Raw genomic sequence first — 20,619 nt, forward strand, 5'->3', positions numbered from 1 at the left:
ATGACCCCGTTCCTATCTCGGGAGCGGGGTTTTCTTATGCCTAAACGGATCAGCGTTCACGCTGGCTGTTGCCAATGGAGTAATTGATGTCAAAACAACATAAAACAATCTATCTGAACGAATATCAACGGCCAGTTTATACCTTGTCACGGGTGGAGTTAAATTTTGATCTCGCCCCTGAAACAACCCGTGTTGAAGCGCTCTCCTATTTGGAACGTGACTCGCTGGCCGATTCAGGTGCAGCACTAAATCTCGTCGGCGATGGTTTAGAGCTTATCGAATTGCAAATAGATGGCGTGACACTCGATGAAGCACGTTACGAGGTTAACGATGGTGGTCTAACGATTCACAGCGTGCCCCAACAGTTTTGCTTGCGCGTGGTGACACAGATTAATCCTGCGGCCAACAAAGCACTGGAAGGGTTGTATCTCTCAAGTGGTAACTTCTGTACCCAGTGCGAGCCAGAAGGGTTCCGGCGCATCACCTATTTTCAAGATCGTCCCGACGTGATGGCCCTGTACACCACAACCATTCGCGCCGATAAACAGCAGTTCCCCGTGATGCTTTCCAACGGAAATTTGATCGATAGCGGTGATCTCGATGATGGCCGTCACTTTGCCACGTGGCACGATCCCTTCCCGAAGCCGTCCTATCTGTTTGCTTTAGTGGCCGGTGATCTGATCTGTATTGACGATAGTTTTACCACCTGTAGCGGGCGCGAAATTCTGTTGCAAATTTATGTCGAAGAACGCAATCGCCTTAAGTGCGACCACGCTATGCTGTCGCTAAAAAATGCGATGAAGTGGGATGAAAACCGCTTCGGACTCGAATACGATCTCGATCGCTACATGGTTGTCGCTGTCGATGATTTCAATATGGGGGCGATGGAGAATAAGGGCTTGAATGTCTTTAACTCCAAGTATGTCCTCGCCTGTCCCGATACCGCCACCGACATGGATTATCTCGATATTGAAGGGGTGATCGGTCACGAGTATTTCCATAACTGGACGGGCAATCGAATCACCTGCCGAGACTGGTTTCAAATCAGCCTTAAAGAGGGCTTGACGGTGTTTCGCGATCAAGAGTTCTCTGCCGATATGAACTCCGCCGCGGTCAAGCGCATTGAAGAGGTGCGCCTGCTGCAAACTCATCAATTTGCCGAAGATTCAGGCCCGCTATCCCATCCGGTACGGCCTGAATCCTACGTTGAGATCAATAACTTTTACACCATGACCGTGTACAACAAAGGTGCCGAAGTGATCCGCATGATGCAAACCTTGCTCGGTCGCGAGCGCTTTATGGCCGGAATTGGTTGCTATGTTGAGCGCCACGATGGTCAAGCAGTGACCACCGATCACTTTGCCGCAGCGATGGAGGATTCATCAGGCGTTAACTTAACGCAATTTAAACGCTGGTACTCACAGGCGGGGACGCCAACTCTCGAAGTTGAATCGAGTTATGATCCCGCGCAGTCGAGTTTGACCCTAACGCTGAAACAGCAGTGTGCTGATACGGCGGGGCAAACGAACAAGCAGCCATTCCATATCCCCGTACGGGTCGCTTTGATCGCTAACGATGGCCAACCACTACCATTGCGCTACGCCGCTGACAGCAGTTCGGCAACGGAACGGGTGTTAGAGTTAACCGCCGCCGAGCAGAGCTTCACGTTTGTTGATATCCCCGCTGGTGCGGTGGCTTCAGTGTTGCGCGATTTCTCGGCACCGGTCAAATTGGTGATGGAGCAAAGTGTTAGTGATCTCGCCTTTTTGATGGCTCATGATAACGATTCGTTTAACCGCTGGAATGCCGGTCAGCGTTTGGCCATGCAATTGATGCTGGATTTGATTGCCGATATTCAAAACGATCGACCTCTCGCCCTCGATAACGATTACATCGAAGCAGTGCGGGTGCTGTTGACAGATGAGAACAGCGATCCATCCCTATTGGCGCTGTCATTGACGTTGCCGTTAGAGAGTTATGTCGCTGAACAGATGGCGCAAATTGATCCGCTGGCGATTCACGGTGCGCGCAGCTTCATGCGGATGATCCTCGCTCGTACCTTGCAGCAGGAGTTTAGTGCTTGCTATGCACGCTGCCATGTTGATGGTGAGTATTCTCTTGACCCACTCGCTGTTGGGCAGCGAAGTTTGAAAAATGTTTGCCTCAGTTATTTGGGTCGCCTTGATGACGAGGCGAAGCTCGATCTGGTTTACGAGCAATATCAGCGTGGCGATAATATGACCGATGTCAGCGCTGCGTTAACCATTTTGGCTGATATCCCGAGTGCGAAAACTCAAGCCGCTTTTGATGAGTTTTATCAGCGCTGGCAGTGTGATCCTCTGGTGGTCGATAAGTGGTTGGCGATGCAAGCGCGTTCAAGCCGTTCCGATTGCTTAAAACAAGTGCGTGAATTGCTCGATTCCGAGGCTTTCGATCTGAAAAACCCCAACAAGGTTCGCTCCTTGATCGGTGCGTTTTGCCACGGTAATCTGGTTAACTTTCACGCTGCGGATGGTTCAGGTTATCGTTTTTTACAAGAGCAGATTGCTCAACTCGATACCTTTAATCCACAAATTTCGGCGCGACTGGTAACGCCGTTGCTGCGTTGGCCGCGTTATGATGCCCAGCGTTCGGCTGCTATGAAGCAGGCGTTGGAAGAGTTGCTTTCTGCGGTGGGGATTTCGTCGGATTTGTATGAGGTGGTGAGTAAAGGGTTGAAGCAAGGGTAGGTCGGGCACAGCCAGACAGCTGTGTTTATTTGCACTAAGATCCCCCATTTGCCGACGCCGAACGCAATGAGCGTCGGCGAGGTCTGGGGGCGAAACCCCAGTTTACTTCAGCCGGTGATTGTTGTTATCAGTCGTTTAATGTTGATCAGGTTCCGCACCCTTTAAAGCCAAGGTCAAGTTCGCGAGGTCTCGCCCTCACACTGCGACGTACTTTTTTGACTGGCCCCAAAAAAGTAAGCAAAAAATGGCCTTGAAGTTCACGCTTGCAGCGGGCCGTACTCTACCCACAGTGAGTCTTTTTCCCTCTTGCTCAAATATGGCGGCTCGTCGGCCTCTCGACCTCCAATTCAGTTTTGATTCGTTATGATGGTGTAGGGGGTGTTGGTAATGTGTACCTCTCTAGTTTTTAAGTGGCACCTAAATTGTTTCATTTTGCGAGTCACGTGGCATTCAGGGTTACTCCAGTGGTCGGTGACCACTTTACAAGGGGACCATTGCTGATTTCAATATGTTATTACCCGTGAAAATAGGTTCATCAATGACAATGCCAAACGTTAAATTCTCAATCGACCGTGGTGGCACCTTCACCGATATTTACGCTGAATTTGCTAATGGCCGTACTGCGGTACTCAAACTCCTTTCCGATGATCCAACAAACTACCCCGATGCTCCACGTGAAGGGATACGGCGTATCCTTGAGCATGAACAAGGTTCACCTCTGCCTGCCGAGCAACTCAGTGCTGAAATGATCACCTCCATCCGTATGGGAACCACCGTTGCCACCAATGCGCTCTTGGAGCGTAAGGGGGCGAAAACGGCGCTGGTGATCACCCGTGGTTTTAGTAATCTGTTACAGATCGGCAATCAAACGCGTCCCGATCTGTTTGATCTCAATATTCAACGACCACAACCGCTTTATTCCCATGTGATTGAAGTGGATGAACGGGTGCGACCTGCCCTTGATGGAGAAACTGATACCATTATCGGCACCAATGGTCGTGATTATGTGGTGGTTGAACCGTTGCAATCAGCCGCTTTAATTACTGACCTTCGCCGTGCGAAGGAGCTTGGTTGCACCAGTGTGGCGGTGATCTTGGCGCATGGTTATGCTTATCCTGAACATGAGAAATTGATTGGTCAATGTGTGGCCGAGGTAGGTTTTGATCACTGTTCGCTGTCGCATCACGTGATGCCGACGGTACGGATGGTTCCTCGTGGCGATACTACCGTTGTTAATGCCTATCTAACGCCCCATATTCGACGATATGTAGAAAGTTTTTCGGCGGGTTTTGTCGATGGTTTGGAAAATACGGAGCTGTTGTTTATGGCTTCTGATGGTGGTCTGGTGCCGCAGGTGGCTTTTGATGGGTGCCGTGCGTTGCTCTCTGGCCCCGCTGGCGGCGTGGTTGGTTATGCACAAACCTGCGCTCAAGCGTTGCCCGATGTGGCGGTGATCGGCTTCGATATGGGAGGTACGTCCACCGATGTCTCACGATATGCGGGAACTTATGAGCAAACCCAGAGTTCTGTGGTCGCAGGGGTTCGCATTGCTGCACCGCAATTACAAATTGAAACCGTTGCCGCTGGCGGTGGTTCACGGTTGTTTTTTCGTCATGGCATGTTTGAGGTCGGCCCTGAGTCGGCAGGTTCCCATCCGGGGCCGGTATGTTATCGCAAAAATGGTCATCTCACCGTCACCGATGCCAACGTGGTTTTGGGTCGCTTGCAACCACAATTTTTCCCCCATATCTTCGGCCCCAATGAGGATCAACCTCTTGATGTTGATGGTGCAAAACGCGCCTTTGATGAATTGACGTCTGAAATCAATCAATGGTTGACCGAGAAGGGCCGCCAACCGATGACCGTTGAAGCGATTGCCGCTGGTTATATTGATGTCGCCAACGAGGTGATGGCGCGGCCAATTCGTGCGGTATCAGTGCAGCGCGGTTACGATTTAAGCGCTCATGCTCTGGCATGTTTCGGTGGTGCAGGGGGGCAACATGCCTGCGCCATGGCACAAAAGTTGGCGATGAAAACCATCTTTATCCATCGTCATGCGGGAATTTTATCCGCCTATGGCATGGGAATCGCCTGTCAAGTGCGCGAGCGTCAACAAGCGGCCAGCGGTGAGTTGACGGCAGAACGGCAATCGTATTTCGATCAATATCTCGATCAACTCACTGAGCAAACCTGCGCCGAGTTAGGCTGCGCGGCAACGGGTGATACTCAGGTTGAGATCGAGCGTTACCTGAACCTCCGTTATGCTGGCACCGACACTGCTTTGATGGTGCGTTGTCCTGAACATGGCGATTACCGCCGCGCCTTTGTTGAAGCCTATCGACGTGAATTTGGCTTTGAGCTTGCGAGCGCGATTGAGGTCGATGACGTGCGGGTCCGTGTTAGCTACCATAGCGGTTCAGCGATCACTGATGTTAGCGATGAGTCTGGTGAGCGGAACGGCGAACCGATTGCCGAAGCGCGTTGTCACCTCGGTGGGCGTTGGTGTGAGGTGCCGATTTATCGTTTAGAGCTGCTAGCGCGGCGCTCTCAGGTGGCTGGCCCAGCGATTGTCATTCAAGACACTGCAACCATTGTGGTCGAACCGAATTGCTGCGCTAATATCAATGATCAGGGTGATGTGTTGATTGAGGTTGAAACCGCGTCCGTAGCGATGACGACAGCCTTAGATCCAATTCAGTTAGCCCTGTTTAGTCACCGTTTTATGTCGGTTGCCGAGCAGATGGGCTATACGTTGCAACGCACGGCGATCTCCACCAATATCAAAGAGCGCTGCGATTTCTCCTGTGCGCTGTTTAGTGCTACGGGCGATCTGATTGCCAATGCGCCGCACACTCCCGTTCACCTTGGGGCGATGAGTGAAGCGGTGCGTCAGCAGCTTGAGCGCTACCGCGATGACATGGTTGAAGGAGATGTGTGGCTGTGCAACCATCCACAAGCGGGTGGCAGTCATCTGCCCGATATCACTGTGATCACCCCGCTATGGGTGCGCGGTCAAATGGTGATGGTGGTGGCCAATCGTGGTCATCATGCCGATATTGGCGGCATCACTCCCGGCTCGATGCCACCGTTTTCTCGTTCGCTCAAAGAGGAAGGCTGCGCCATTCTCGGCATGAAGCTGGTTCAAGCTGGGGCGTTTCAACAGCACGAGATCGAGGCGATACTCAGTCAGTCGAACGTTGATGACCAGGGCCAGTCGATTCCAGCCAGCCGCCGTTTAGCCGATAATATCTCGGACCTCAAAGCGCAGGTCGCTGCGAATCAATGTGGTGTTCGCTTACTGACGGAGCTGATTGCGTCCAGCGGCTTGACCACCGTTCACGCTTATATGGGCTATCTGCAAGATCACGCTGAGCAAGCGGTACGCCAAGGGTTATGCCAACTGGCTGGGCAGGTTGAACAACGTCATGGTTCCCTGACTGTTGAGGCCAAAGATTTTCTCGATGATGGTACACCTATCGCGCTCACTCTTCATCTCAGTCATGCAGGAGAGGCCCGTTTTGACTTTACAGGATCTGGCCCGCAGCATTGGGGCAACTTAAACGCACCGAAAGCGGTGACACTGTCGGCAGTGCTGTACTGTCTACGCTGCCTCGTTGCCGAGGATATCCCCCTGAATCAAGGCTGTTTGCGCTCGGTCGAAGTGGTATTGCCAGAAGGTTCGATCCTTTCACCCACTGCTGATGCCGCAGTTGTGGGTGGTAATGTCTTGACTTCGCAACGGGTGGTCGATGTCATCTTTAAAGCTTTTGGTACCGTCGCCGCCTCACAAGGTTGTATGAACAACTTCACCTTCGGCAACGATCATTTTGGTTATTACGAAACTATTGGTGGAGGCGCGGGGGCAGGGCCAACGTGGCACGGTTGTTCAGGGGTACATACCCACATGACCAATACCCGTATTACCGATGTCGAGGTGTTGGAAAATCGCTACCCGATCATAGTGCGTCAATTTGGTTTGCGCATGGGATCGGGAGGCCGAGGCCAGTTTAACGGTGGTGATGGTTTGGTGCGTGAGCTGGAGTTTTTGCAACCGTTGCAAGCGGCGATTCTCTCTGAACGACGGGTGTTTAAACCTTATGGTGTTGATGGCGGTGAGGCTGGTTCGTGTGGAGTGAATACCTTGATTGCTGCTGATGGTGAGTTGCGCGATTTGGGCGGCAAGAATATGGTTGATGTGCAGGTCGGTGACAGAGTGCGGATTGAGACTCCTGGTGGCGGTGGATATGGGGCGAAGTTGACGTCGCTTGAAGCAAAAGACTGTGGAGACTAGTGTTGTCAGAGGCTTTTGTCACGTGACGGACTATAGTTGATTTGTGCGAGTTGGCAATAATTTAATTAGAGCTCTTGTCTTTTTGTTGTCTAGGTGTACCCTAGTCCCCCATACCATTGTGAGAGGGGCTAGTTGTTGATAAAACCACAAATTGTAACTAATGAAGTGTTGGAAGGTGCATTTGATGACCATAGCCTCGAAGAGGCCTTTGAGTTTGTTTCACGAAAGAAAACTCGTGGCATAGATGGTACGACTGTTGAAAAATTTACAGAAAAAAAACAGGAAAATTTTGAAATAATAAAGAAAAAATGTCGTAATGGTACTTATCGATTCTCACCATATCTTCAAAAGTTGCAATTAAAAGGAAGGGGAGCGTCGCCGAGGGTTATCTCAATAGCAACACTTAGGGATAGAATTGTTTTACACGTTGTAAAAGATCTTCTTCAAAAAGCATTTCCTGAGTCAGTCAATAGGCTGTTGCCTAATAACTACATAAAAAAGATAAATGACTTTTTTGTATTGCACGGTTCTGATGAGACGCTTTGTTATTATAAGACAGACATTCGGCGGTTTTATGATTCAATAGAGCATGAGCATCTCTTATCTAAAATACGTCCAAATGTGGAATCCTCTTTCTTTTTACGGTTAGTTTATAATGCGTTAAAAAATCCGACGACTAGTTTTGGCTCTAAACGCACTGAGCTGAAAAATAATAATAGCATTGGTGTGCCACAAGGACTTTCTATCTCAAATATACTTGCTGATATTTATATGCGTGATTTTGATGAAAGTTTATCTGGTTTGGCTGCTCAGTATTATCGTTTTGTTGATGATATTATATTATTTAATTTGGGGCCGACCAAGGCTTGTTTGAGGTTGAAAGTTAAATCTTGTGCTGGTGAACTTGGCCTTACTTTGCATGGGAAAAGACGATTTGTAAACAAGAGGATAGGACCTTCGAATATCTTGGATACAGGTTTGATCTACCTAAGATTACAATTCGTGAGTCTAGCAAGGTTAATTTTATAAATTCTATTGCATCGATGGTTTCGTCGTTTAAACATGAATTTCATTCAACAAGTAAAAGTAAGGCGTGGTTGGATCAAGAGGCTAAAAAACAAATATTTATTGAAAGCTTGAATGAAAAAATAACTGGAGCGATTAGTGAAACTAGCAGATATGGTTGGCTTTTTTACTTCTTAGAAATTAACGATATGCCTATTTTGTATCAGATTGATAAAATAATCGATTCATTTTTTTCGAGATTGGTTGAGTTCGACAATAGACCTCCAGCTGATTTGAAGAGGCTTTCTAAGGCATATTTTGAAGCAAAATATAATGCTCATGGCAACTATATCCATAACTACAATAGGTATGTAACTTTGCAGGACAAAATAAAATATCTTAACCGGTTAGGATTGTTAAATCCTGATTTAATATATCCAGCTGAAGAGATTGCGACCTTGTTTGAGAAAATTAAAATGCAGAATTTGAAATATTTAGAAAAGGATATTGGTGATATTTCTTGAACTGAAATGCTGGCCTCCTCCCATTATGGGAATCCTTATCGTTTGGTAAGGGTGTTTGTTATCTATACCGCAGGGTTTTTGCTTCTGATTTTTTTTCAAAGAGGCGTGTCTAATGTTTCCTGAGGGGGCCAGTTGCTGTAAGTAGTTTTACTCAATATTATTAAGTAAATGGGAGCAACATGACTGTGGGCATTAAAGAATCACTTGATTGTAAATTCTGGTCAACCAGCGTTACTCGTTTTAATGCAGCAAAGAGGATTGAGAGTTGGACCAAATGCATTAGGTGGTCATTGTTATTTTCATCAATCTACTTGACGATATTATCTATTCTTATCTACTCGGGAAAAATTAAACCTGAGTGTTTGGATGCGAGTCAGTTTGCTACTATATTTTTATCTTTAGTGATTTTATGTTTAAGTCTTGCGGTTAACTTAAGTGAACTAGAGAGAAAGTCTGTACTCTACTATGAATCAGGTAGAAAGATTTCAAGATTATTAGATGATATGAAATTTCATTCTGATGTTGAAAGTTTAGAGAAATATTCTATTGCTTATGCTGAAATTCTCGATGGTTATGATAATCATCGTAGGTTAGATTATTATCAATTTATTTGTCAAAATAATAGTAGATTAGACGACAAACGTAAAAAAAATATGTTCTGCTTTCTTGCTTTGTATTGTTGGGTTTTAGCTCTTAGATACTTACCTCAGCTTGCTTTTTATATTGTAACTGCAGTGATTCCATTTGCTATGGTAATGAGAGTAACAAATTTTTAGAAAGTTGTTTGTTAGGTGTGGATATATTTGAATCTTTGAGCATGGACAACTCTCCACCCGTATTAGATCTTTGTGTCAATGGTTGAAAAAATTCGATCATATCTTGGTTTTAATCAATATCCAACTCTGTACCTTCCGCAAGAATATCAACATAGCTCTGGTAGATAAACCGTCTATTTCTCTTCCCCTTATTAATCTGTTTCAAAATCCCGAGTTTCTCACAAGTTGCAATTAAAGAATTAGCCTTGGTGTAGCTCACGCCAACAATTGTGGCGACATCTTTTGCCATAACCACGGGTTGCAATAGTAATCCTCTTAACAGAGAAACACCGTGGGACCCTTCACCTTCAGAAATTAGTCGATCTGTATCTGTTCGCTCTAGAGATTGAACACGCTTTGTTGTTTCAAGAACCATTCGTGAGACTTCGCAGACACCCTCTAGAAAAAAGCGAATCCAAGCCTCAAAATTGCCACTTGTTCTTACTTGGGTGAGGCGGTCATAGTATTCCTGTTGATGGGCTTTGAGGTAGGCACTCAGGTAGAGCATTGGTTCTTCAAGTACGCCTTGCCATACTAAATATAATGCAATCAGTAATCGCCCGATACGGCCATTACCATCGTTAAATGGATGGATGGTTTCAAACTGATAGTGGATGAGTGCACACCTGACGAGTGGTGGAAGATCGTCATCTTCATGCAGATAAGTCTCAAAGGCGTTAAGCAACTCAGTGGTAACATCGGGTGGTGGAGGTACAAATCGCGCATTGCTAGGGTTGCTACCACCTATCCAGTTTTGCATTGTACGAAACTCACCTGGAGTAAGATTGGGCTTTCCGCCTCGTACTTGTTGCATTAAGACACCATGAATTTCACGCAGTAATCGAAGCGACATTGGGAAATCATCGTTATGGAGGCGTTTTAAGCCGTGCCGCATAGCTTTGACATAATTGACAACCTCGCCAACATCAGCTGTCGGTTCATGGCTCTCATCGGCACCGAGAATATCCACGAGTGAGGATTGTGTCCCTTCAATTTGTGAACTGAGAAGAGCTTCTTTTTGAATGAACATACCGACAAAAAGGTCTGGATTAGGTAATACCGTAACGACAACATTTAATCCCCCCAAAGCACGGTCTGCTTCTGAAAGCAATAACTGTAGGTCACCGTCAATCGTGATTGGTGGTTGAGGCGGTAGGTTTGTTGGATAGAAGGCTGTGTATCCTGTTGTTGTTTTCTTGAATTCACCACTGCGAGTCATATTTTTCTCCTATATCACGCATTTGTGAGATATGGCTATTGTGACTGCTGTTATATCACGTTTATTGAGATATAGACTGAAAATCAACTCCATATCTCGCAATCCAGAGATATGGAGTTGATTATGTTCTTTATATGTCAAAATAAATGACAAGGAAGCCTACTAAATTTCAGGAGTGTCATTAGTTTTAGTTTGCGAGTGAGGAATGAAACTCCAATACTGTTAGCCTGGAGATCATGCTTTAGCAACCAATCTATCCACCCCATATTTGACAGTTCCAACCTCTTTGGTATCGTTATTCTATGCGATACTTACGATTCTTCTTATATTTCTGCGTTCTTTTTTTTCCGCTTGCGGCAATTCATGCCAGCAGTTCTGCGGTGGTGCGGGTGATTCCTATTCACGGGGTGATCAACCCTATTGTTGCGGAATTTGTCAGTCAGAATATCACTGAAGCGAATGTCGGCAACGAGCGGGCGATTTTGTTATCGATGGATACGCCCGGCGGATTGGATACCGCCATGCGAAACATCATCCAGTCGATTCTCGTCTCGTCTGTGCCAGTCATCGTTCATGTTGCGCCATCGGGGGCGCGTGCCGCCTCGGCGGGAGCGTTAATTACTCTGGCAGCGGATTTTGCCGTCATGGCTCCAGGGACCAATATTGGTGCCGCTCATCCGGTCGCCATCGGTATTGGCGCTGGGGGGGCTGGTGGTGATGATACGCCGATGATGGAAAAAGTGACCAATGATGCCGCGGCCTATGCACGCTCGGTTGCTGAGCAGCGCGGACGCAATGTCGACTGGGCCGAAAAGATTGTGCGCGACAGCTTATCGAGTACTGCTGAAGATGTGTTACGTCTGAAGGTGATCGATGCCATTGCTGCAGATCGACAACGGGTGATGGAAGTTCTCGATGGCAGCACCTACCTCCGCGACGGCCAACCGCTAGTTTTTGATGGTACTGATGTGGTGTTCAGCGAGGTTGAGATGCCGCCACGCGAGCGATTACTCAATGTGTTGAGCCAACCTGATGTTGCCTATTTGCTTCTGATGCTCGGTTTTATGGGGATTTTTTTCGAAATATCCCAGCCGGGGGTAATCTTACCGGGGGTGGTGGGAGTGATCAGCTTGCTACTTGCTTTTTTCGCCTTCCAGACCTTGCCGATCAATTACGTAGGGATGTTATTGATCCTTGTCGCCATGGTGTTGTTTATTCTCGAAGTCACTGTTGTCTCTTACGGCATGCTTGCCGTAGGCGGTGTGCTGGCGCTGATATTGGGATCATTAATGCTTGTTGATAGTCCCGATCCACTGCTGCGCATCTCTATCGAGGTGATCGGAGCGACGGTGCTCGCCATCCTCACTTGTATGGGGCTGGTCATCCTATTTGTGATGAAGTCGCAACGGCGAAGGCCAGTTTCAGGTGAAGAGGGATTGATTGGCGAGGTGGGGGTGGCTCTGTCTGAATTAGATCTGCAAGGACGGGTGTTTGTCCACGGCGAGTATTGGGATGCTATTGCCAGCCAGAAAGTGGCTGAAGGTGACTCAATCGAGGTTGTTGGGATGACAGAGTTACTGACATTACGGGTGCAGCCGGTTCCGGTCGAGACAGAAGAAACGTTAACTTAAGTAAGCCGAACGGAGGAGGAAATGATGATACCACCTGGATTTATCGGTCTTGTAGTTATTCTTGTTGCAGTGATTATGGTCATTGCCAGCGCTGTTCGAATTTTGTTCGAGTATGAGCGCGGAGTGGTGTTTCGCTTTGGCCGTTTCTCAACCGTTAAGGGGCCGGGCTTGCGCTTTATTATCCCAGTGGTGGATAAAATGAAAAAAGTCAGCCTGCGCACTGTAGCGATGGATGTGCCACCGCAGGACGTGATCACCAAGGATAATGTGTCGATCAAGGTTAATGCGGTGCTTTACTTTCGGGTGCTAAAGCCGGAAAAAGCATTGATTGAGGTGGAAAATTATCTTTATGCTACGAGCCAGTTAGCGCAAACGTCCCTGCGCAGTATTCTTGGTCAGTCTGAACTCGATGAATTATTGATCCACCGAGATGAGATCAACGCCAAACTGCAGACCATTTTAGATCGGCAGACCGATCCGTGGGGGGTGAAGATCTCAAATGTTGAGATCAAGCATGTTGACCTGCCCGTCGAGATGCAGCGAGTTATGGCTCGCCAAGCCGAAGCCGAGCGTGAGCGACGCGCGAAAGTTATTCATGCACAGGGTGAGTTGCAGGCGTCGTCTACTCTTGCTGAAGCAGCAGGTAATATTTCATCCCAGCCAGGAGCGTTGCAGTTGCGGTTTTTACAAACATTAACTGAAGTCGCGACCGAAAAAAATTCGACCATTATCTTTCCATTACCGATGGATATGATTCGGCCATTTTTGGATCCTAAAGAGAAAGAGTAGTTTTTTTAAGCGTGTGCGACATGTAATTGGTAAGGGGCAATCCTAGGTTTTTTTTAAGCTGGGATTGTCCTACTCTTCTCCCCCCTTGCGCCAAAGCCAAAAGAGAACCACCATCGCAACAATAATACCAATCATCCCGATTACTGAATAGGCTGAGAGATGAACTTTTTGCCATGTCAGTCCACCGTAATAGCCTAAAGCCGGAAAGCCGATCCCCCATAAAATTCCGCCGCTGATTGAATAAAACATTACGGTTTTTGGCGCAAGTCGCAGAGAGCCAGCAATGAAGGGAACGAACCCGCGTAATGGGCCAAAGAAGCGGGCGAACAGTAAACTTTTCCCGCCGTGGGCAGCAAAGAATAGTTCGGCACGGCGCAGTATTTTGAGGGCTCGTGCTGAGTGTATCCGATTGACAAGTTGGTGGCCACTACGACTGCCGATAAGGTAGCTGATGAGGTCGCCAATGATGGCACCGGCGATGGCGGCGAGACAGCTGAACCAGAAATCACCGTGGCCGTTGGCCGCTAAAAGGCCGACGCTGATACACAGCACGCTGCCAGGGATAATTAAGCCAACCAATGCAATCCCCTCTCCGCAAGCGATGGCTGCAATGAGAATGTAATAGCTGGTACTGTGGGTCAGGGTCAGTAATGTTTGTTGCAACCAGTTTTCCATCTTATAATTCGTACATGATTAATCTGATGCTGGCAAATGATAAGTGGCTGTTTTTCGGTATAATATTGTTAATAGGCATAATTCTCTGAGCGTTGTTGCAAGGTTGAAATTAAGTGTTAGCATTTATGAGTATGGCGTTTAGTTGCCAAATTGTATGGATAATAGGGGGTGTTTCCAGTGTCATAGCGATTGAAGTTGTTTGTAGGGTTGGTGTTTAATAGTGACTGTCTTGTTGTTAGGAGGAATAGCATGAATTTATCAGTTTGGGATCCCTTTCACGAAATGGAAGATTTGCTTGATCGTTACAATCGATCATCACGAAAAGATTTGACTAAAAGCCGTGATTCTATTTTTGAGGTTGGCGATTGGATGCCCGTTGTCGATATTGAGGAGAACAAGGAAGCTTATCTTGTTAAGGCCGAGTTGCCAGGGGTTGACAAAGAGGATGTTAGTGTCAAAATTGATGACGGTGTGTTGACGATTAAAGGCGAGAAGAAAAGCAAAGTTGAGGATAAAAAACAACATCGAGTAGAGTGCTCATATGGATCTTTTATCCGAAGCTTTACCTTGCCGCAAACGGTTAAGGCTGAAAAAGTAGAGGCTGAATATAAGGATGGGATTCTTAAACTAACCATTCCAAAGTCTGAGGAAGCGAAGCCGAAGCAGATTGAGGTGAAAGTTAAATCCTAGCCGTTTGCTTGATCTTACAAGCCGTAGCCAGAAACAAGCAGCTAGTGTTATGTGAGTATTATGGTTCAAGGGGTCTAAATTGTTGTCAATTTAGGCCCTTTGTTGTTAATTTATCTCAATATACTATGGAGGTTCTTGCTTCTGTAACGCATTCAGCTTATTTTACTATCTGATATATTTGATGGTTTTATTTATGCTGAAGGATGCGTGTCATCCGCCACGATAAAAGTCTTTTTGATCGAGTTCGCGAGAATGAACAGTTAGCTGAAAAGTTTTATCAGGTTGAGTTGAAGATCTTGGCAACGCTTGGCATTGAAAGTATCCATTTGCATGTCAAATGTGACAGCGCATGAAAAATTGCAAGGCTTAGCTTGTTTGGATCCGTTGACAGGGTTGTTTAATCGCCGTGTGATGGATCAAGCGTTGCAACGTGAATTTAATCGTGCCGTTCGTTATGCTGTGCCACTGTCGGTGGTGTTTATTGATCTCAACGACTTTAAGATCGTTAACGATACCCATGGTCATGCTGTTGGTGACTGTTGTTGCAGCATCTTGCGACAAACCTTAAGGCGTTAAGCCGGTCAAGTGATTTTGTTGCCCGTTTTGCTGGTGATGAGTTTGTGTTGATTTTGCCCGAAACTGATTTAATCAAAGCGAGAGCGTTATTGAGACGAATGACTGAAGTCCTTCACGGGCTTCCCGTTGATCATGACGGTGGTGAACTATTTGTGTCGTTAAGTTATGGCATTGCGTCCCTGCCAGATCCTGAGGTAGTATCGCACGATCAATTATTAAGAAAAGCGGATCAATGTTTGTATCATGCTAAACGGTGCTATAAGCAGGGGCCAAAAACGTTATTATCCAAAGGGTGTTCAAGTGATTATTAAATCCGCTAGTTTTGTTAAAAGTGCGACCCGTCCGGGCAATTATCCTGAAGCAGGGCCGCTTGAAATTGCATTTGCCGGCCGCAGTAATGTTGGTAAGAGTTCGTTGCTGAATGTTTTGATCAATCGTAAAAGCCTTGTTCGCACCTCTTCAACCCCAGGTCGAACACAGTTGATTAACTTTTTTGATCTGAATGAAGAGTTATATCTGGTCGATCTGCCTGGGTATGGTTTTGCCAAGGTACCGATGTCGGTTAAGAAGCAATGGGGGCCGATGATCCGTACTTATCTTGAAACCCGAGAAACCCTGTGCGTTGTTGTCATGTTGTTTGATGTACGTCGTGTCCCACGTGATGAAGATTTGCAGATGCTGGATTGGCTTGAGGAATTTAATATTCCGACCATCCCTGTCATTACTAAAATTGATAAAGTGAGCCGTAATCGGCGTAAGAAACAGATCGAGCCGATTCTTGAGGCAACGGGTTTGCCCGAAGATGCCTTTGTGTTGTTCTCTGCCTTATCAAAGGATGGTCGTGATGAAGTTTGGGAGCGGATCGAGGTAGCGATAGAGTCGTCTTCAACAGAACTTGACGATGAGTGATGAAGTGGTTAAGGTGCAGGTGTGCTTTAATTAAATAGAGAAGGGTTTATTGTATGGGTGTCGTCTATGTGGTTGGTGCGGGGGTAGAGGGTCAAGAGGGCTTTAGTGCGCGGGCATTGACATTAGTGCGTCAGGCGCAGGTGCTCTATGGTGCTCAGCGTTTACTCGACCTGTTCTCAGAGTTGCCTGCTGAAAAAGTGGTCATTAAAGATCATGACGACCCGTCGGCGGTTGTAAAAGAGCATGAGGGTGTCACCGTGGTATTGACCTCGGGTGATCCGCTTTTTTTCAGTATTGGTCGTAGCCTGCTACGCAACCTACCGAAAGATAAATTAGAGTTTGTGCCGAATGTCAGTTCGGTGCAGTTTGCTTTTGCTCGAATTAAAGAGCCTTGGGATGACGCGGTTTTTATCTCAACCGAAGGCCGTTCGATGGCGGATATTATTGATCGGGTGGTGGCGAATAATAAAGCTGCAATTCTAACCGATGCTATCCATACACCTGCGGCCATTGCTACAGAACTAATGCTGCGCGGTCGCGATGGCTACACCGCATATTTGTGCGAGGATCTTGGTACTGATCAGGAGCGGATTGTTCAAACGAACATTCAAGAGTTGCCTGCGCTGGCTGCGGCAGAGTTGAATGTTTTGATACTCATTAAAAGTTATGATGGCGATGTTCGCGGAACTCAGCGAGTATTTGGCTTGAGCGACGATGCGTTTGTGGCGCTAAAGAAGCAGATGACTGGCGAAGAGGTTCGCGTTGTTGCCTTAGCCAAGTTACAGTTACGACGAGATATGACTCTGTGGGATATTGGCGCAGGAAGTGGGTCGGTAAGTATTGAGGCCGATTATTTGCTCCCCGAAGGGCGCATTTATGCCATTGAGCGCAATGACGAGTACTTGGAGTTGTTGCGGCGCAATATGAATACCTTCCAGACGCGAAATGTACGAGTTGTTCAAGGTGAAGCGCCTGTTTGTCTCGAAGATATTCCTGATCCAGATCGGGTGTTTATTGGCGGCAGTGGTGGTAACCTATGGGAAATCCTAGCCGCTGTTGATGGTCGCCTTGCCCCTGAAGGACGGGTGGTAATCACTGCGACAACATTGGATACACTTGTAGCATCGACCGATTATTTCGAAAATTCAGGATATCGAGTTGAGGTGTCGACACTTAATATTGCTCGAACCAATAGTGATACGGATTATAAGGTGTTTCAGGCGCGCAACCCTGTGTATATTATTATGGCAACTAAGACCTTTGAATAGTTTGATTATCTTGAAGTGTGTCAAGGCTGATTTGATATCAGCTTGTCCACAGAGGAGTTGATATGGATATAGATGAGCGTCGATCACGTGAGCGGTTTCCTACGCTGAACTTTGTGTATTATACCCTTGAAGGCTGCGAGGAGGGTGAGGTCGAGAATATGGGACGCACACTCGATGCGAGTGAGCGTGGTCTTTTGATTCAAACTCATGTTCCATTGCCGATTGGGCAAAGACTGATGTTAAGTGTTGGTCTTGGTGACAATATTGTTGAGCTCGGTGGTGAAGTTGTACACTGTGTTGACGATGAGAGCGGTATGTCACGTAGTGGTGTCGAATTCGATTCACTCGATACCAATCAAGCAGCAAGGTTGGCAACTTTTTTAGAAACATTTTCGCCTCTAAAGCCCAATAGCGATTTATAGTATTTATGAAATTACCATGGATTGAGGGGCAGGTTCCCCTCATGCTTGCTCCGATGCAGGGACTAACAAATCGCGCTATGCGGTCGGTCCAGCATCAAATTGGTCATCCCGATGTCCTGTTTACTGAATTTCTGCGAATAAAACAATCCACTCACCATCGAATCTCCCGTAGTGATCGCCTTGAATCTGCGGCACAAATTTCAGATACACCACTCGTTGTGCAACTCATTGGTCACACCGCATTGTCTTTAGCTGATGCAGCGCAGATGGTGCAAGATCAAGGTGTACAACACATCAATATTAATATGGGCTGTCCCTTTGGTCGCACCACCTCGGGCAAGACGGGTGGCGCGATGCTGAGCGTCCCCGAACTGTTGCCGGAATGTCTGCGCGCGGTTCGTGAGGTCGTTAACGGCAGTTTTTCCGTTAAAATTCGAGCGGGATACGATAATCCCGAACAGATTTTTGAATTATTGCCGATGTTTGAGGCCGAAGGTGTCGATTTCTTGATTCTTCATCCGCGTACTGTGGTGCAAAAATACGAAGGCATTGCCGATCATACCATCACCCGCAGATTGGTGGCGGCAACGTCAATGCCAATTATTGCTAATGGTGATGTGGTGACGGCGAAACAGGGACTGGCACTCTTGGCTGATAGTGGCGCAGCAGGATTGATGATTGGTCGTGGGGCGATTGCTGATCCGTTAATTTTTGAACGATTGCGTGGTCGTGCGCCAGTACGGGTTGATGCAAAACGGCAGAATCAAGAAGCGTGTGACTACTTGAAGCATGTTTTGATTGCCTATCAGGAATTGTTTTGTGGTGATCAGCAAGTGTTGGGCAAGCTAAAAGGGGTGGTGTCGTGCTTTGCTGAGTCATCATTGCAACGCTTGGTTAAGCGTTTACGACGGTGTCGAACGTTAGCTGAATTTGTTGCTGAACTGGACCAAGGTAAATAAATCCATCACTGTACAAGTTCATTACAACTCCCATTTTAACGCATCAATATTCATTCTAATGGTTGCCGATTGTATACAATGTTTGTTTGACTTGGGCCATTGTTCATGGTAGTAAGCGTAGCACTGTATATTCAAAATATACAGCACTGCGCGGTTTTAGAGGAAACTGTGTGGGGTCGTTTTTTTGCGCTGGTGGATGATCACTGTAAGAGAGATCGTCAGCGAGCAATCTGCTGAAGTAAGGAGTTTTTGATGGTGAAAAAGGTATCGCATTGGATGTTGTTGAGCGCACTGACAGCGTTGTTGCTGTTTACGGGTGCTCAGAGTGTTCTGGCAGATATGGAAACCTGCCTTGAGTGTCATGAAGATGTCATTGTTGCTAACGAATTTATGTCATCAGTTCATGGTGAAAACGAGATCGGCTGTCTCGATTGTCACAGTATCGACAATCTGGATGCTCACGTAGATGATGGAGTTCTTCCTGGGCCAGTTGATTGTGCAGGGTGTCATGATTCTGTTGCGGCTGAACATAGCAATAGTGTCCATGCTGAAAATGAAGTTGGCTGCGCTGAGTGTCACACCTCAATTCATACACTAACACCTGCTGCTGATGTCAAGCAATCGGTTGTTGATGGCTGTACAAACTGTCACGAAATGGACGGTTATACAGAATCAAGTCACGGTCTTGCTGTTGCTGCGGGCAACCAAGATGGTGCATCGTGTGCCGACTGTCACGGTCTGCATGAGATAGTAAGTCTTTCGACTTGTGATGTGAAAACAGCTCGTATGTTCCGCACCGAAGTCTGTATTACCTGCCACGGTAACGAAGAGATGATGGAGCGTAACGATGTGTACAGCGGTGCTGTTCACACCTACCTTGCTAGCTATCACGGTAAGAGTTTCCGTTTAGGTTATCCTGAAATTACTGCAACATGTGCCGATTGTCATGGTAGCCACGATATCATGCCTGAAGACAATGCTGCATCAATGGTAAATATTGAAAATCGTGCGGATACCTGTGGTAAGTGTCACGATGGTTCAACTCGCTTGTTTAGTAAATTCTATTCTCACGGCGATCACTCTGACTTTACTAACTACCCTGTTCTCGCGGTAACATTTTGGGCGATGACAGCGTTACTTGTTGGTACCTTCTCTGTGTTCTGGCTCCACTCCATCCTATGGATGATCCGTGGTATTGCTGAGAACAAAGAGAAAAAAGCAGCTCTTGCTGCGGGTGAAGCGCACATCGAAATTCCCGATGGCCATCGTGTTTATAAGCGTTTTGAAAATTACCATATTTTCATGCACATACTGGTTGTCACCAGCTTCTTGATCTTGGCCCTTACGGGTCTCCCTCTGAAGTTTTATAACCAGCATTGGGCGCAAGTGATGATGGACTTCTACGGCGGTACCGCTAATGCAGCGTATGGCCACCGTATTGGTGCATGTATTACATTTGTTTACTTTGGTATGGCTCTGGCTCTTAGCTTCAACTTCCTCTTCCTGCGCAAAGATATTCCAGGGATGTGGTTGCAGCGTCTGTTTGGTCCAGACTCATTGATGCCAACCTTACGTGATATTAAAGACGTAACGGGTATGGTTCGTTGGTTCCTCTGGAAAGGTCCAAAGCCAACATTTGAGCGTTGGAACTATTGGGAGAAATTTGACTTCATCGCCGTATTCTGGGGTATGTTTGCCATCGGTGGTTCAGGTCTCATGCTATGGTTCCCAGAGTTCTTCGGCTTGTTCTTGCCGGGCTGGGTATTCAATGTTGCGACCATCGTTCACTCTGACGAGGCGTTGTTGGCAACAGGGTTCATTTTCTCTGTTCACTTTTTCAATACTCACCTTCGCCCAGAGAAGTTCCCAATGGACTTCGTTATCTTCAATGGCGAGATGCACAAAGAGGAGTTTGTCGAAGAGCGTGGCGATCAATGGAAGCGTTATGAGCAGATGGGTATTACTGAAAAGTTCTACAAAGAGAAGCCATCTAGCCCAATCTATGGTATTGCATTGAGAATCTTCGGATTTGTTGCAGTAGCCATTGGTGTTGCATTGCTGGTGTTAATGATTATCTCCATTATTGGTGGTACTCACTAAACACAGTGAAGTAAATT

General features: G+C 46.9%; 15 protein-coding genes and 1 pseudogene. 14 read left to right on the plus strand and 2 right to left on the minus strand.

Annotated elements, in window-relative coordinates:
• Positions 1 to 86: 86 nt before the first annotated feature.
• The 5 genes from pepN (at position 87) to ACZ5KY_RS05720 (ending at position 9,325) form a co-directional block, all read left to right on the plus strand.
• Positions 87 to 2,729 (plus strand): aminopeptidase N, encoded by a 2,643-nt coding sequence (gene pepN / locus ACZ5KY_RS05700; RefSeq protein ID WP_464242937.1) that lies wholly within the window; start codon positions 87 to 89, stop codon positions 2,727 to 2,729.
• 544 nt (positions 2,730 to 3,273) lie between these two features.
• Positions 3,274 to 7,020 (plus strand): hydantoinase B/oxoprolinase family protein, encoded by a 3,747-nt coding sequence (locus ACZ5KY_RS05705; RefSeq protein WP_464242938.1) that lies wholly within the window; start codon positions 3,274 to 3,276, stop codon positions 7,018 to 7,020.
• A gap of 132 nt (positions 7,021 to 7,152) precedes the next feature.
• Positions 7,153 to 8,049 carry a reverse transcriptase domain-containing protein gene (locus ACZ5KY_RS05710; RefSeq protein WP_464242939.1) on the plus strand — a complete coding sequence of 299 codons (897 nt, stop codon included), beginning with the start codon at positions 7,153 to 7,155 and terminating at the stop codon, positions 8,047 to 8,049.
• Positions 8,050 to 8,117: 68 nt separating this feature from the next.
• The gene (locus ACZ5KY_RS05715; protein WP_464242940.1) at positions 8,118 to 8,549 is read left to right on the plus strand and encodes a hypothetical protein; all 432 of its coding nucleotides are present in this window, start codon (positions 8,118 to 8,120) and stop codon (positions 8,547 to 8,549) included.
• A gap of 185 nt (positions 8,550 to 8,734) precedes the next feature.
• Entirely contained in the window at positions 8,735 to 9,325 is a 591-nt protein-coding gene (locus ACZ5KY_RS05720) for an SLATT domain-containing protein (protein ID WP_464242941.1), read from the plus strand.
• 109 nt (positions 9,326 to 9,434) lie between these two features.
• Here ACZ5KY_RS05720 and ACZ5KY_RS05725 read toward each other — a convergent pair whose 3' ends face one another.
• On the minus strand, positions 9,435 to 10,583 hold the full coding sequence (locus tag ACZ5KY_RS05725; RefSeq protein WP_464242942.1) for a Fic family protein: 1,149 nt from the start codon (positions 10,581 to 10,583) through the stop codon (positions 9,435 to 9,437).
• A 302-nt stretch (positions 10,584 to 10,885) separates the two neighbouring features.
• Here ACZ5KY_RS05725 and ACZ5KY_RS05730 point away from each other — a divergent pair, with 302 nt between their 5' ends.
• Together ACZ5KY_RS05730 and ACZ5KY_RS05735 are read left to right on the plus strand one after the other, a co-directional pair.
• Positions 10,886 to 12,214 carry an NfeD family protein gene (locus ACZ5KY_RS05730; RefSeq protein ID WP_464242943.1) on the plus strand — a complete coding sequence of 443 codons (1,329 nt, stop codon included), beginning with the start codon at positions 10,886 to 10,888 and terminating at the stop codon, positions 12,212 to 12,214.
• A 21-nt stretch (positions 12,215 to 12,235) separates the two neighbouring features.
• Positions 12,236 to 13,003 carry a slipin family protein gene (locus ACZ5KY_RS05735; protein WP_464242944.1) on the plus strand — a complete coding sequence of 256 codons (768 nt, stop codon included), beginning with the start codon at positions 12,236 to 12,238 and terminating at the stop codon, positions 13,001 to 13,003.
• Positions 13,004 to 13,072: 69 nt separating this feature from the next.
• Here the strand turns inward: ACZ5KY_RS05735 and ACZ5KY_RS05740 are convergent, their stop codons facing one another.
• The gene (locus ACZ5KY_RS05740) at positions 13,073 to 13,678 is read right to left on the minus strand and encodes a DedA family protein (protein WP_464242945.1); all 606 of its coding nucleotides are present in this window, start codon (positions 13,676 to 13,678) and stop codon (positions 13,073 to 13,075) included.
• Between the two features lie 249 nt (positions 13,679 to 13,927).
• On the opposite strand from ACZ5KY_RS05740, the gene ACZ5KY_RS05745 reads away from it, so the two are divergent.
• From ACZ5KY_RS05745 to ACZ5KY_RS05775, 7 genes and pseudogenes are all read left to right on the plus strand, one after another.
• Positions 13,928 to 14,368, plus strand: a complete 441-nt coding sequence (locus ACZ5KY_RS05745) for an Hsp20/alpha crystallin family protein (RefSeq protein WP_464242946.1) — start codon at positions 13,928 to 13,930, stop codon at positions 14,366 to 14,368.
• A gap of 411 nt (positions 14,369 to 14,779) precedes the next feature.
• Positions 14,780 to 15,255: pseudogene (locus ACZ5KY_RS05750) on the plus strand (GGDEF domain-containing protein).
• Positions 15,245 to 15,853 (plus strand): ribosome biogenesis GTP-binding protein YihA/YsxC, encoded by a 609-nt coding sequence (gene yihA, locus ACZ5KY_RS05755; RefSeq protein WP_464242947.1) that lies wholly within the window; start codon positions 15,245 to 15,247, stop codon positions 15,851 to 15,853. The pseudogene ACZ5KY_RS05750 and the gene yihA overlap by 11 nt, the downstream one beginning before the upstream one ends.
• A 53-nt stretch (positions 15,854 to 15,906) precedes the next feature.
• Positions 15,907 to 17,121, plus strand: a complete 1,215-nt coding sequence (gene cbiE / locus ACZ5KY_RS05760; protein WP_464242948.1) for a precorrin-6y C5,15-methyltransferase (decarboxylating) subunit CbiE — start codon at positions 15,907 to 15,909, stop codon at positions 17,119 to 17,121.
• 62 nt (positions 17,122 to 17,183) lie between these two features.
• The gene (locus tag ACZ5KY_RS05765) at positions 17,184 to 17,543 is read left to right on the plus strand and encodes a PilZ domain-containing protein (protein WP_464242949.1); all 360 of its coding nucleotides are present in this window, start codon (positions 17,184 to 17,186) and stop codon (positions 17,541 to 17,543) included.
• 5 nt (positions 17,544 to 17,548) lie between these two features.
• Entirely contained in the window at positions 17,549 to 18,502 is a 954-nt protein-coding gene (locus tag ACZ5KY_RS05770) for a tRNA dihydrouridine synthase (protein ID WP_464242950.1), read from the plus strand.
• 252 nt (positions 18,503 to 18,754) lie between these two features.
• A complete protein-coding gene (locus ACZ5KY_RS05775) occupies positions 18,755 to 20,602 on the plus strand; it encodes a cytochrome C (RefSeq protein ID WP_464242951.1) in 1,848 nt (615 codons plus the stop codon).
• The last annotated feature ends 17 nt before the right edge of the window (positions 20,603 to 20,619 follow it).

This window comes from Desulfuromonas svalbardensis (genome assembly GCF_055389415.1).

Excerpts from the sequence above, each read along its gene's own strand:
- pepN (WP_464242937.1), top strand. The coding sequence starts at position 87 with ATGTCAAAACAACATAAAACAATCTATCTGAACGAATATCAACGGCCA.
- ACZ5KY_RS05705 (WP_464242938.1), top strand. The coding sequence starts at position 3,274 with ATGCCAAACGTTAAATTCTCAATCGACCGTGGTGGCACCTTCACCGAT.
- ACZ5KY_RS05725 (WP_464242942.1), bottom strand. The coding sequence starts at position 10,583 with ATGACTCGCAGTGGTGAATTCAAGAAAACAACAACAGGATACACAGCC.
- ACZ5KY_RS05730 (WP_464242943.1), top strand. The coding sequence starts at position 10,886 with ATGCGATACTTACGATTCTTCTTATATTTCTGCGTTCTTTTTTTTCCG.
- ACZ5KY_RS05735 (WP_464242944.1), top strand. The coding sequence starts at position 12,236 with ATGATGATACCACCTGGATTTATCGGTCTTGTAGTTATTCTTGTTGCA.
- ACZ5KY_RS05740 (WP_464242945.1), bottom strand. The coding sequence starts at position 13,678 with ATGGAAAACTGGTTGCAACAAACATTACTGACCCTGACCCACAGTACC.
- ACZ5KY_RS05745 (WP_464242946.1), top strand. The coding sequence starts at position 13,928 with ATGAATTTATCAGTTTGGGATCCCTTTCACGAAATGGAAGATTTGCTT.
- cbiE (WP_464242948.1), top strand. The coding sequence starts at position 15,907 with ATGGGTGTCGTCTATGTGGTTGGTGCGGGGGTAGAGGGTCAAGAGGGC.
- ACZ5KY_RS05765 (WP_464242949.1), top strand. The coding sequence starts at position 17,184 with ATGGATATAGATGAGCGTCGATCACGTGAGCGGTTTCCTACGCTGAAC.
- ACZ5KY_RS05770 (WP_464242950.1), top strand. The coding sequence starts at position 17,549 with ATGAAATTACCATGGATTGAGGGGCAGGTTCCCCTCATGCTTGCTCCG.
- ACZ5KY_RS05775 (WP_464242951.1), top strand. The coding sequence starts at position 18,755 with ATGGTGAAAAAGGTATCGCATTGGATGTTGTTGAGCGCACTGACAGCG.